This is a genomic window from Lysobacter antibioticus, from assembly GCF_000731095.1.
Lineage (GTDB): Bacteria > Pseudomonadota > Gammaproteobacteria > Xanthomonadales > Xanthomonadaceae > Lysobacter > Lysobacter antibioticus_B.
In genome coordinates, this window is record NZ_JMTZ01000102.1 from 1 (window position 1) to 12,516 (window position 12,516).

Consider the following 12,516-nt stretch of genomic DNA (forward strand, 5'->3'; position numbering starts at 1 on the left):
GTTACTTTCTTTTGTCATAAGCAACAAAAGAAAGGTAACCAAAGAAAAATGCTTTTGCTTTGAATCACAGGCCCGCACGATCGATGCTGACGCAGGGATTTTTCATACGGGACATCCATGTCCCGATGAAAAACGGCCCGCGTCCATGCGGGCCGCCCTCCGGGTCTTCCATTGCCTTCGCTAGTGCGAAACGGCGCACAGCAACAGCCAAGGCCAAGGCAACGGCGACACGACAGCGACAGCATCGAAAGGACCACGGCGATTCGGAGCCCCGCGGTCGCGGCTCGCGCCGCTCCTACCCTCGCGACGGCATGCCGCTTCGATGAGCGGTATCGGCCTTGTTGTTTCTGCGCGTCAGGTGGTCGCGACTCACGTCGCTCCTACACAGGACGGATCCGCAACATCGGGATGAATCTCGCTGGGCGCCTACATCGTCACGCCGGCGCCCGGATGGGCGAGGTCGTACTTCAGGTACACGTCCCAGGTATCGCCGGCGGGATAGGTATGCTTGAGGTCGTATTCGACGCGCCCGTCGGGAAAGCGGCGTTCGGCGACCGGGCGGATCCGCTTCAGGCAGGACTGGTAGTCCTGCGAGCCGGTGATCATGTTGTCGTTACCGTCGAAGGAGATCTCCCGCAGTACGATCTCGCGCCCGTCGCGGCAACGCCCACCCTCGGCCTTCGGATCGCTCGGCCCTTCGATGCGCAACAACAGGTCGAACCGCTCGCCGCGATCTTCCTGCCCGAGGATCGCGACGCGGTCGATGCGCACTGCGCGTTCGTCGAACACCGACTTCAAATCGATCGGGAAATCGAGCACCGCCGTCGCCACGTCGATGCGCTTGCCGCCGTCGGCGACGGTCGCCTGCGCCGGGCGCTGCGGCGGGCCCGGCGGCTTCGCCGCGCCGGTTTTGTCCGGTGTCTTGCCCGGTGTCTTGGTCGCCTCGACAGGCGCGTCGGACGACGCCGCGCATCCTGCCTCCGCGGCGGCGACCAGGGCCGCGACAAAAAGACCGGCGACGGGCAGGCGCAAGGCGGCGAAACGGTATCGACTCATGGTGATCCTTCACAGGAATGACGCGGGACGGACATCATCCCATCGCGCGCAGGTTTCCTGCGAATGGGTCGTCGCCGCCGCGGCCGTGCGTGCACCGCCGGGCGCCGACAGCGAATCGCGGCGCGGCGGCATCGCCTGCCGCCCCCTCAGCTGGCGCCGCTCTTGACTGGCGCGGTTCTTAACTCGCGATGTAACGCTGCAGCTGATCCAGCTCGACCTGCTGGTCCTCGATCACCGCCTTGACCAGGTCGCCGATCGATACCACGCCGACGACGCGGCCGCCGTCGACCACCGGCAGGTGGCGGATGCGCTGGTCGGTCACCAGTTGCATGCAATGGTCGGCGCTGTCGCCCAGCCCGACCACCACGACCTCGGCGGTCATGATCGCGCGCACCGGCGTATCGGCCGAGGACCGGCCCTGCAATACGATCTTGCGGGCGTAGTCGCGCTCGGACAGGATCCCGGCCAATCGCGCGCCGTCCATCACCAGCACCGCGCCGATGCGTTTTTCGGCCATCAGCCGGATCGCGTCGATGACCGGCGCGTCGGGGCCGATCGCATGGATCTCAGGCGCTTTCGCCTCCAACAACTGTCTTACGGTGCGCATGACTGTCTCCTTCCGCGAACTGGGGAAACCGTGTCTGGTCCGAGGATACTCCTGGCGCGGGCTGCCAGGTGTCGATGAGGTAAAGCGGCCGCTGTTTCGATTCTTCGTACAGCCGGCCCAGGTATTCGCCGATCAGGCCCAGCGCGATCAGCTGCACGCCGCCCAGGAACAGGATCACCGCCATCATCGTCGGCCAGCCCTGGACCTGGTCGCCGAACAGCAGCGCCTTCAACACCACCTTGGCGCCGAACGCGAAGGCCACCAACGCGGTCGCCAGGCCCAGGTAGGTCGCCAGGCGCAGCGGCGCGGTCGAGAAACTGGTGATGCCTTCCAGCGCCAGGTTCCATAGCCGCCACAGGTTGAACTTGCTGGCCCCGGCCACGCGCGCTTCGCGGTGATACGGCAAGGCGATGCGGTTGTAGCCGACCCAGCCGAACAGGCCCTTCATGAAGCGGTGGCGCTCGCGCAGTTGCCGCAGCGCGTCGAGCGCGCGCGGCGACAGCAGGCGGAAGTCGCCGGTGTCGGCGGGGATCGGCGTGCGCGAGAGCCGCCCGATCACGCGATAGAAGGCATGCGCGGTGGCGCGCTTGAACCAACCCTCGCCCTCGCGCTCCAGGCGCGTGCCGTAGACGTCGTCGTAGCCTTCGCGCCACTTGGCGACGAACTGCGGGATCAGTTCCGGCGGGTCCTGGCCGTCGGCATCGAGGATCAGGGCGGCGCCCTGCTCGACCCGGTCCAGGCCCGCGGTCAAGGCCGCTTCCTTGCCGAAATTGCGCGACAACCGCAGCAGCGCGACCCGCGGATCGGCCGCGGCGATGCCCTGCAGGATCTCCCAGGTGCGGTCGCGGCTGCCGTCGTCGATATACAGCACCCGCCCGTCGACGCCCTGCGCGGCCAGCGCATCCAGGGCCGCGGCGATGCGCGGCTGCAGCAACGGCAGGCTGGGCGCCTCGTCGAAGGCGGCCAGGACGACGGTGACTAGATCGCGATTCATGCCCGACATAGTAGCGGCGACGCCGGCCGCGCCGATGTGATCGCCGATCGGCGGCGGCGCAGACGCCGCGACCTCGGGCCGATCCGCCGGGCGGCGGCCGGCTCGACCCTGCTCATTCAATCCGCACGCATTCGATCCGGACTCACTCGATTTGCTTCAGATAGCCGTTGCCGCCGATCGAACGCATCTGCCGCTGGATCGCGCCGGCGCGGCGCTGCACGTAGGGGCCGGGCCGGGAAATGCTGTAGCGCTTCGGGTTCGGCAGCACCGCGGCCATGCGCGCGGCTTCGGCCGCGCCGAGCTGGCGCGCGTCCTTGCGGTAATAGGTGCGCGCCGCCGCCTGGGCGCCGTATACGCCGTCGCCGAACTCGGCGAAGTTGGCGTACATCTCGATGATCCGGTGCTTGGACCACATCGACTCGATCAGCAAGGTGTACCAGGCCTCCACGCCCTTGCGGATCCAGCTGCGGCCGCTCCACAGGAACAGGTTCTTCGCGGTCTGCTGGCTGATAGTGCTGCCGCCGCGGACCTTGCGGCCGCGCGCGTTGTTCTTGCGCGCCTTTTCGATCGCCTTGAGGTCGAAGCCGAAATGCTCGGCGAAATTCTGGTCTTCCGACGCCACCAGCGCGACCGGCACGTTCGAGGACATCTCCTCGAGGTCGCGCCAATCGTGGGCGAGACGAAACCCGAAATCGCCCGAGCCCCAGGCTTCGAGCTGGCGGATCATCATGAAGGCCGAGAACGGCGGATCGACGAAGCGCAGGGTCGCGACCTGCAGCACCGAGGCCAGCACGAACAGGAACGGCAACGCGACCAGCCAGCGCAGCCAACGCTGCAGACGCCGCGGGCGCGGCGCCGACACGGCCGGCTCGCCTCCGGGAGGTGCGGACATACGCTCGGTCAAGCCTTGCACCGCATCGCCTCCGTCCCCACTCTTGCCCGGTGGCCGCGCGAGCGCCCATATGCCAGCACGGCTGAAATTCGCTCCGAACGCATCGGCATGCTTTACCACCCCCCTTCACAGGAACCCGCGCATTATCCGCGATGCCGCGTCCCGCATTCGCATAACCGCACGATCCGCGCGACCGAGAGTACGACGATGACCGAAGCCCGCCCCGCCGCCCACACCGACGACCGCGACCGCCTGACCCGCTTTCTGATCGAAGGCGCCGGCGTCCGCGGCGTGCGCGTCCACCTGCACGATACCTGGCAGCAGATCCGCGAACGCTCGGATTACCCGGCCGCCGCGGCCGAGTTGCTCGGCGAGGCGGCCGCAGCGGCGGCATTGTTCACCGGCCATGCCAAGGTCGACGGCCGGCTTTCGGTGCAGTTGCGCGGCAACGGCGCGCTGCGCACCCTGTTCGCCGAATGCACGGCCGCAGGCACCCTGCGCGGCATCGCCCAGCTCGACGAGGACGCCGGCGCGGTATCGCGCGACCTGCGCGGCATGGGGCCGGACGCGATGCTCGCCATCACCATCGAGAACCCGGGCCTGCACGGCCGCGAACCGGTCCGTTACCAAGGCCTGGTCGGGCTCGAATCCGACTCGCTCGCCGGCGCTTTCGAGGGCTATTTCCGCCAGTCCGAGCAGTTGCCGACCCGTTTGCTGCTGGCCGCCGACGAACGGCAGGCCGCCGGCCTGATGCTGCAGAAGCTGCCCGGCGACGAGGGCGACGACGACGGCTGGGTCCGGGTCGGCGCCCTGTTCGACACCCTGAGCGCCGGGGAATTGCTCGAGCTGCCGACCGACACCCTGCTGACCCGGCTGTTCCACGAGGACGGCATCCAGTTGCTCGGCGGCAAGCCGCTGGGCTTCGCCTGCTCGTGCTCGCGCGAGCGGGTCGAGGCCATGCTGGTCTCGCTCGGCCAGGAGGAAGCCGAGGCCGCAGCAGCCGACGGCGAGGCCGAGATCCGCTGCGAGTTCTGCGGCCAGCGCTATGGTTTCGACCGCAACCAAATTGCCGGCCTGTTTGCCGCCGCAGCCCATGAAATAGAGGCTCCGGACCGGCTACAGTGAGGGCGAATCGGTCGGATTTGAGACATCGTCCCGATTGTTAAATAAACATAAACCGGCTATAGTCGGCCGGCAAGAAATGGGGAACTTGGCCGGCTTCACCCGGTCATAACGACGGTCCGCACTCCTAAAGAATCCATGCTCAAGCACCTGCGCCAATTGCCGCTTGTCCTGTCGCTCGCCTTCGGCGTGGCTGCGGGCGCGCATGCGCAGGCACTGCCGGGCAAGCGTGCGGACACCACCTATCTGCCGGTCTGGAACCAGAACAACGGCAAGCTCGAATACCTGTTGCAGTTGGAGCCCGCCAGCAACCAGGCGGCCGGCATACGCTGGAAATCCGGCAACAACACCTTCGATGCGGCGCTCGGCCTCGATGGCGGCGACGGCCTCGGCCTGGTCTGCGATCGCAAGGCCGGCCTGGCCGGCGTGGTCGGCAACCTCGCCAATCACTGCCTGCTCGCCTCCCTCGACGAGGACGACGCTCGCAACGACAGCCGTCAGGTCTCCGCCGGCGCCAGCATCAGCCGCCCCGGCGGCCGCGTCGGCGTCGCCGTCGGTACCGGCCGCGACACCATGCCGGCCTGGTTGAGCCCGAACAGCCGCACGAGCCGCGTCGACCAGAACACCCTCACCGTCTACGGCCAGAAGAACGTCGGTAGCGGCGACGCCCTGGTCTCGATCGGCGGCACCTGGGCGCGTGCGCGCCTGATCCCGGCCGGCGAGATGCCCGGCCTGGCCGATCGCTGGAGCAGCAAGAGCCTCACCCTCGGTGCCGGCATCGGCAATTTCGGCGCCAATATCATCGGCCGCGTCGTCGACACCCCCGGCCCCGGCCAGTGGGAAGGTCTCGGCGTCGGCCTGACCTGGCGCACCCCGTGGAGCGGCCAGCTCACCGTCGGCGCTGAAAACGTCGTCACGCGCGGCAAGAACCCGTTCGCCCCGGGCAACGGCGAGAAGGACGAAGGCACCGTGCCCTACGTCCGCTACGAGCAGGATCTCTGATCGGGTCCCGACCCGACCGGTTCTGTCGATCCGAGGCGGCACGCCTCCTTCAAAACATCTCCTGAGCGACCTCGGCCATGACGGCCGCAGCGGCGAAGAAATGCGCATCGGCCTGGCGTCGCCAGCCGTTCTGCCTGCTCGCGGCGGCGAAGTGATCGTCCAGGGACGAGTTTTCGACGACGAGCGTACTTCGCTCCACCCACGGCGCAGCGGATATCTCCTCGCGCCTGCCGCCTAGCCATGCCCGCTTCACTCGACCCCGTCAGCTAGCTGAATAGGCACATTAGCCGAACGTGATGGTCGCTCCCAGAAAATGTACGCGAAAGTACGGTGGAGACTGGCTCACAGCCCCCACGCCGCATACGTCACAAATAGACGCTTAACGACACTTTAATTTTTCCGAAGGCGCGGTTAGGATCGGCGAACCTTGCCGGCCTTGGCGTCTGATTTGACTCCTCCGGCGGGATACACGGGTACACCAGACCGATTCGGAGAGAGAGAATGACTTTTAAAACCACCAAGCTCCGCGACGCGATTACCTTCGCGCTCGCAGTGGGTTCGACGGCCCTCGCAGGTGCCGCCGGCGCGCAGGAAGCGAGCGCCCCCGCCCAGAAGGAAGCGACCACCCTCGACCGCATCGAGGTCACCGGTTCGCGCATCCGTCAGGTCGATCTCGAAACCGCACAGCCGGTTCTGTCGATCACCCGCGCGGATATCGAAAAGCAAGGCTTCCAGTCGGTCGCCGAAATCCTGCAGAACATCTCTGCAGTCGGCGCACCGGCGATCAGCCGCGCTATGCCGCTGTCGGCCGGCGAAAACGTCGGCGGCCAGTTCATCAGCATGCGTAACCTCGGTGCCACCCGCACCCTGATCCTCGTCAACGGCAAGCGCCTGGGCATCAGCACCAGCGGTCTCCAGGACGTCTCGCTGATCCCGACCGCCGCGGTCGAACGTATCGAAGTGCTGAAGGACGGCGCCTCGTCGATCTACGGCTCCGACGCCATCGCCGGCGTGGTCAACATCATCACCCGCACCAACTTCGAAGGCGCCACCGCCAACGCCTACTACGGCCAGTACAGCCAGGGCGACGGCGCAACCACGCGCGCCGATTTCGTCCTCGGTTTCACCGGTGACCGCGGTTCGCTGACCGCCGCCGTCGAATACCGCAAGGAAGAAGCCGTGTTCTCGGGCGACCGCGAATTCTCGGCTTATCCGCAGGGCGGCATGCACCCGACCCGTGGCTGGACCACGGTCAGCCAGTGGGGCGTGATCAACCTGCCGACCGCGCTCGGCGGCAACCGCGTGCTGAACGCCGGCGCCGATTACCGCAACATCGCCAACTACCACGCCCAGAACTCGAACACCGGCGGCACCGCTGCCGATCCGAACGGTTCGCCGATCGACAAGAGCAACACCAACCTGCAGACGCACCTGCGTACGCCGTTGGAAAGCCGCTCGCTGTTCGTCAACGGCGTGTTCGACATCAACGACAAGCTGCGCTTCCGCAGCGACATCCTGTACTCGTCGCGCGATGCAGAGCGTCAGGTCGCCGGCTATCCGTTCCAGAGCGCTTCGGCCGGTCCGATCCCGGGCGGCTTCCGCATGTCGCGCGACAGCTACTACAACCCGGTCGGCACCAAGCACGGCTTCGCCACTCCGCAGGACGTCAACTTCTGGCGCCGTACCTGGGAAATCCCGCGTACCGACAAGCCCACCTCGACCACCTGGCGCTTCGCCGCCGGCCTCGAAGGCAACTTCGATATCGGCGAGCGCACCTTCGATTGGGACGTGGGCTACCTGTACAACAACAACAAGGTCACCCAGGAAAACTACGGTAACCTGAACATCGAGCGCACCAAGCAAGCGGTGGGCCCGTCGTTCCTCAATGCCAACGGCGTCGTCCAGTGCGGCTCGGCCGCCAGCCCGATCCCGCTGACCCAGTGCGTACCGTGGAATCCGTTCATCCCGTTCGGCCGTACCGGCGACGGCGGCCTCACCGGCAACCAGGCACTGCAGGACTTCCTGTTCCAGCGCTTGAACTCGAGCGGCGAGACCGAAACCAGCGTGTACAGCGCCAACCTCGCCGGCTCGTTGTTCGCCCTGCCGGGCGGCGACCTGGGCTTCGCGGTCGGCTATGAACACCGCAAGGAACAGGGTCGCTTCATCCCCGACGCGCAGGCCGTGACCGGCAACTCGACCACCCTCGCCGGCGGTCCGACCCAAGGTTCGTACAAGGTCGATGAGTTCTTCGTCGAACTCGCCATCCCGCTGCTCGCCGATCTGCCGGGCGCCAAGGAGCTGAGCTTCAGCGTCGCCAGCCGTTATTCGGACTACGACACCTTCGGCGACACGGTCAACAACAAGTTCGGTTTCAAGTGGAAGCCGATCGACTCGTTGCTGGTCCGCGGCACCTGGGCTGAAGGCTTCCGCGCTCCGACCATCAACGATCTGTACGGTGGCGGTTCGCAGACCTTCTCGTTCTTCACCGATCCCTGCGACACGACCTTCGGCGCCGCTCGCGGCAACGCACGTTGCTCGGCCGATATCGTCAACGCAGCGACCTTCCGTCAGCTGCAGCAGGGCTTCGTCCCGGCGACCGGCACCAACGCGCAGACGCCGGTGGCGTTCTTCTCCGGTGCGAACCCGAACCTGATTCCGGAAACCTCGGAATCGAAGACGCTGGGTCTGGTCTGGAGCCCGGGCTTCGTCGAAGGCCTGAACGTCAGCCTCGACTGGTGGACGATCAAGATCGAAGACACCATCGTCGCCGACACGCCGACGCAGATGCTCAACGACTGCTACCTGCAGGGCGACGCCTCGCGTTGCGCCGGCTTCACCCGCGATCCGGTCCTGGGCTATGTCAACAGCCTGAACTTCACCAGCATCAATGCCGGCTATCGCGAGACCGAAGGCTACGACTTCGAGTTGAACTACCGCCTGCCCACGCAGTACGGCAACTTCAACCTGAACTGGCAGACGACCTACACCACTCAGGACGAGATCAAGACCGACACCAACCCGACGACCCTGCCGCAGCAGCTGGTCGGCTACGCAACGTCGCCGGGCTTCGTCGGCACGTTCCGTGTCCGCTCCAACGCCAGCCTGAGCTGGGAGAAGGGCCCGGTCAGCGCGACCTGGGGTGCGCGTTACTACTCGTCGATGAAGGAAACCTGCTTGTCGGCCACGCTCTTCCCGAGCGAGTGCGACAACCCGACCTTCCGCGCCGCCAATCCGGCTCAGACCCGTCCGACCAACAAGCTCGGTTCCAACACCTTCCACGACCTCGAAGTCCGCTTCGCGACCCCGTGGAATGCGACTGTCGCGCTCGGCGCCAACAACGTGTTCGATCACGTCGGCCCGACCGTGTACAGCCAGCCGAGCGCGAACGTGTCCTACCAGGGCCAGTTCGACATCGGTCGCTTCGTGTACATGAAGTACCAGCAGCGCTTCTAAGCACCACGCGTTGCCGCAACACGAGAACGGCCTCCTTCGGGAGGCCGTTTTCTTTTGCGCCCCCGAAAACCGGGTCGCAGGGGCTTTTGCGACAAAAAAGCACTTAACAACACTTTAATTACTCGGCCAAGGCGTCTACTATCGGGCCGGCTTTGCCAATTTAGGCCTTTACGTATGCGCCGTTTGGCTAGCCCCTTTGCTTGGGACCCGTTCGTTCAGGACAGACTTGGAGAGAGAGATGACCCTGAAGACCACCAAACTGCGCGACGCGATCGTATTCGCGTTGTGCGTGGGCGCGACCAGCCTGGCCGGCACCGGCCTTGCCTCCGCCCAGGACGCCGCGGCACCCGCCGCAGCGCCCGCTGAAGACGCCACCACCCTGGATCGCATCCAGGTCACCGGTAGCCGCATTTCCATTCCCGGCCTGACCACCAACAGCCCGGTCATGACCGTCGATCGCGAAGAGATCGACCGCAACCAGCCGGTCACCGCCGAAGACTTCCTCAAGGTCCTGCCCGGCGCTGTGCCGGCCATCGGCCCCGGCACCAACAACGGCGCCAACGGCGGCGCCACGATCAACCTGCGCGGCCTCGGCGACAACCGCACCCTGGTGCTGATGGACGGCCGCCGCGTCGTTCCGTTCAACCTGTTCGGCGTGGTCGACACCAACGTCATCCCGGTCGCACTGATCGAGAGCGTCGACCTGGTCACCGGCGGCGCATCGGCCGTGTACGGCGCCGACGCCGTCTCGGGCGTGGTCAACTTCGTCCTCAAGCGCAACTTCGAAGGCGTCGAGGTCAACACCAGCTACGGCCAGTCGAGCAAGCAGGACGGCGACCGCCGCAACACCACCGTCACCCTGGGCGTAAACCTGGACGACGGCCGCGGCAACGTGGTGGTCAGCCTCGGCAAGACCGACAACGAACCGTTGCTGCAGGGCGCGCGTGATTTCTCCGAGTTCAACCTCGACTCCACCGACGGCAGCCAGGGCGGCTCCGGCACCGGCATTCCGACCCGTGCCGGCGTGCTCGGCCAGATCGACCCGGGTACCGGCCGCTTTACCGGCAGCACCGTGCCGTTCAACTACAACCCCTATAACTTCAACCAGACCGCTCTGGACCGTTGGCAGGCCACCGCACTGGGCCGCTACGAGATCAACGAGCACGCCGAGGCCTACACCCAGCTGCTGTACACGCGCTCGAACGTGTTCTCGCAGATCGCCCCGGGCGGCCTGTTCGGCGGTCGCTTCAACGTCGGCATCGGCAACCCGCTGATCCCCGAACCGGCCCGCCAGCAGCTGTGCACTCAGTTCGGCGTGACCGGCGGACCTTGTTCGGTGGGCAGCGCCGGCGTCGTCAGCACCACGCTGAACCGCCGCACCACCGAACTGGGCACGCGTTCGACCGACTTCCAGAACAAGGTCTTCCAGGCCACGCTGGGCGTGCGCGGCGCGATCAACGATCGTTGGCGCTATGACGCCTACTGGTCGCACGGCGAAGCCGATCAGCTGACCGTGTCTGCCGGCTTCCTGTCCAAGGCCCGCACTCAGCAGGCGCTGCTGTCGACCGATGGCATCAACTGCATCGACCCGAGCAACGGCTGCGTACCGCTGAACCTGTGGGGTCTGGAAGGCTCGATCAGCAAGGACGCGAAGAAGTTCCTGGAAGTGCTGACCTTCGCCACTCAGCGCGTCGAACAGGAAGTCTGGTCGGGTTCGGTCAACGGCGACCTGGGCGACAACTTCAAGAGCCCGTGGGCCGATTACCCGATCGGCCTGGCCTTCGGTCTGGAAGGCCGCAAGGTCGAGGCGATGAACAAGGCCGACGCGGCTTCCCGCGATCCGGTCGAAGTCCAGGGCTCCGGCGGCGCCAATCCCGACGTCACCGGCGACCTGACCCTGCGCGAAGCCTACGTCGAAACGATCGTGCCGTTGATCAGCGGCAAGACCGGCGCCTATGCCTTGAACTTCGAAGGCGGCTACCGCCACACCCAGTTCAAGTCCGGCCGGACCGATGTCGACTACGGCAGCTACAAGTACGGCCTGGAATGGGCGCCGATCGAAACCCTGCGTTTCCGCGGCATGTTCCAGCGCGCCACCCGCGCCCCGAACGTCAACGAACTGTTCCAGCCGATCACCACCGGCCTGGACAACTCGGCGGTCGATCCCTGCCAGGCTTCCGAGTTGGCTAAGGTCGGCGGCCCGAGCAGCGCGGTGGGCGCCCTGTGCATCGCGACCGGCGTCCCGGCTGCGGTGCTCAACAGCGCGGCCGGCGTAGACGGCCCGAGCGCCGGTCAGGCCAACGCCTTCGTCGGCGGCAACCCGATCCTGGGCCCGGAAAAGGCCGACACCCAGACCCTGGGTCTGGTCTGGCAGCCGATGGAAGACCTCTCGATCACCCTGGATTACTGGAAGATCGACATCAAGGACGCGATCACCCGTCCGGTGCTCGGCGATGCGCTGTTCGGTTGCTACGACCGCCAGTTCAACCCGACCCTCAGCATCACCCACCCGATGTGCCAGCTGATGATCGGCGCGCGCGAGCCGCTCGATGGTTCGCTCAACGGCGACGGTGCGCGCGGTCCGTTCCTCAACCGCTCGAACAAGGGCCGCATCACCACCGACGGTTGGGACCTGGGCGTTCGCTACGGCATCCCGCTGAGCAACAATTGGGGCCGCCTGGACTTCGCGCTCGATCTGACCAAGACCGACACCTACGACTACCAGGGCGACCCGCAGGTCGGCAAGCACGACTGCGTCGGCGTCTACGGCGTCTCGTGCAACGTCATCGCCGGCATCGTGTACGACTACAAGTCGAACTTCCGCGCGGTGTGGTCGATCAAGGACTTCGAGCTCGGCTTCAACTGGCGTCACCTGAGCTCGGTCGACGTCGAACCGGGTCCGATCGAGTGGTTCCCGGACTACACCTCGATCGATTCGTACGACTACTTCGACCTGACCATGGCCTATGAACTGCCGTGGAACGCTCGCATCAACTTCACCGTGAACAACGTCGCCGACAAGAAGCCGCCGGTCGTGGGCAGCAACATCGGCAGCACCGGCTTCAACAGCGGCAACACGTTCCCGCAGTACTACGACACCCTGGGTCGCTACTACACCCTGGGCCTGACGATGCGCTTCTAATAAAAAGCATCATCCGAGTCGAATTGAGGCGGGCTTCGGCCCGCCTTTTTTTGTGGGTGGTCGGAAAGTGACGGGGATTCGCTCCTTGCCCCTTGCCCCTTGCCCCTTGCCCCTGCCGTTGCCGTTGCCGTTGCCGTTGCCGTTGCCGTTGCCCGATGAGCTTGGCGCAGTACCAAACTCGCGAGAACACCCGGAGACCCGGAGGGCGGCGCACAGGACGTGCGCCGTTTTTCGATAGGACAAGGATG

At 66.0% G+C, this 12,516-nt stretch carries 9 protein-coding genes; 4 read left to right on the forward strand and 5 right to left on the reverse strand.

Annotated elements, in window-relative coordinates; all coding sequences use genetic code 11:
• Positions 1–426: 426 nt before the first annotated feature.
• The 4 genes from EX88_RS0121285 to mtgA all read right to left on the reverse strand — a co-directional run bounded on the left by EX88_RS0121285 (position 427) and on the right by mtgA (position 3,549).
• Positions 427–1,056: a hypothetical protein gene (locus tag EX88_RS0121285; RefSeq protein WP_031373998.1), complete on the reverse strand. Its 630-nt coding sequence runs from the start codon at positions 1,054–1,056 to the stop codon at positions 427–429.
• Positions 1,057–1,234: 178 nt separating this feature from the next.
• Positions 1,235–1,663 (reverse strand): CBS domain-containing protein, encoded by a 429-nt coding sequence (locus EX88_RS0121290; RefSeq protein ID WP_031373999.1) that lies wholly within the window; start codon positions 1,661–1,663, stop codon positions 1,235–1,237.
• Entirely contained in the window at positions 1,623–2,657 is a 1,035-nt protein-coding gene (locus tag EX88_RS0121295; protein ID WP_031374000.1) for a glycosyltransferase family 2 protein, read from the reverse strand. The genes EX88_RS0121290 and EX88_RS0121295 overlap by 41 nt, the downstream gene beginning before the upstream one ends.
• Before the next feature lie 142 nt (positions 2,658–2,799).
• A complete protein-coding gene (gene mtgA / locus EX88_RS0121300; RefSeq protein WP_036149751.1) occupies positions 2,800–3,549 on the reverse strand; it encodes a monofunctional biosynthetic peptidoglycan transglycosylase in 750 nt (249 codons plus the stop codon).
• Between the two features lie 207 nt (positions 3,550–3,756).
• Here mtgA and EX88_RS0121305 point away from each other — a divergent pair, with 207 nt between their 5' ends.
• The gene (locus EX88_RS0121305) at positions 3,757–4,674 is read left to right on the forward strand and encodes an Hsp33 family molecular chaperone HslO (RefSeq protein ID WP_031374002.1); all 918 of its coding nucleotides are present in this window, start codon (positions 3,757–3,759) and stop codon (positions 4,672–4,674) included.
• Between the two features lie 135 nt (positions 4,675–4,809).
• A complete protein-coding gene (locus EX88_RS0121310; protein ID WP_031374003.1) occupies positions 4,810–5,673 on the forward strand; it encodes a hypothetical protein in 864 nt (287 codons plus the stop codon).
• 49 nt (positions 5,674–5,722) lie between these two features.
• On the opposite strand, the gene EX88_RS0121315 is transcribed toward EX88_RS0121310, so the two are convergent.
• The gene (locus EX88_RS0121315) at positions 5,723–5,926 is read right to left on the reverse strand and encodes a hypothetical protein (protein WP_031374004.1); all 204 of its coding nucleotides are present in this window, start codon (positions 5,924–5,926) and stop codon (positions 5,723–5,725) included.
• A 248-nt stretch (positions 5,927–6,174) separates the two neighbouring features.
• Between EX88_RS0121315 and EX88_RS0121320 the strand changes: the two genes are divergently transcribed.
• Together EX88_RS0121320 and EX88_RS0121325 are read left to right on the forward strand one after the other, a co-directional pair.
• Positions 6,175–9,126 (forward strand): TonB-dependent receptor, encoded by a 2,952-nt coding sequence (locus tag EX88_RS0121320; RefSeq protein WP_031374005.1) that lies wholly within the window; start codon positions 6,175–6,177, stop codon positions 9,124–9,126.
• Between the two features lie 238 nt (positions 9,127–9,364).
• A complete protein-coding gene (locus EX88_RS0121325; RefSeq protein WP_031374006.1) occupies positions 9,365–12,268 on the forward strand; it encodes a TonB-dependent receptor domain-containing protein in 2,904 nt (967 codons plus the stop codon).
• Positions 12,269–12,516: the final 248 nt, after the last annotated feature.

What these genes read in the sequence shown, in the direction of transcription:
- EX88_RS0121285 (WP_031373998.1), bottom strand. Translation starts at nt 1,056, where the DNA reads ATGAGTCGATACCGTTTCGCCGCCTTGCGCCTGCCCGTCGCCGGTCTT.
- EX88_RS0121290 (WP_031373999.1), bottom strand. Translation starts at nt 1,663, where the DNA reads ATGCGCACCGTAAGACAGTTGTTGGAGGCGAAAGCGCCTGAGATCCAT.
- EX88_RS0121295 (WP_031374000.1), bottom strand. Translation starts at nt 2,657, where the DNA reads ATGAATCGCGATCTAGTCACCGTCGTCCTGGCCGCCTTCGACGAGGCG.
- mtgA (WP_036149751.1), bottom strand. Translation starts at nt 3,549, where the DNA reads ATGTCCGCACCTCCCGGAGGCGAGCCGGCCGTGTCGGCGCCGCGCCCG.
- EX88_RS0121305 (WP_031374002.1), top strand. Translation starts at nt 3,757, where the DNA reads ATGACCGAAGCCCGCCCCGCCGCCCACACCGACGACCGCGACCGCCTG.
- EX88_RS0121310 (WP_031374003.1), top strand. Translation starts at nt 4,810, where the DNA reads ATGCTCAAGCACCTGCGCCAATTGCCGCTTGTCCTGTCGCTCGCCTTC.
- EX88_RS0121320 (WP_031374005.1), top strand. Translation starts at nt 6,175, where the DNA reads ATGACTTTTAAAACCACCAAGCTCCGCGACGCGATTACCTTCGCGCTC.
- EX88_RS0121325 (WP_031374006.1), top strand. Translation starts at nt 9,365, where the DNA reads ATGACCCTGAAGACCACCAAACTGCGCGACGCGATCGTATTCGCGTTG.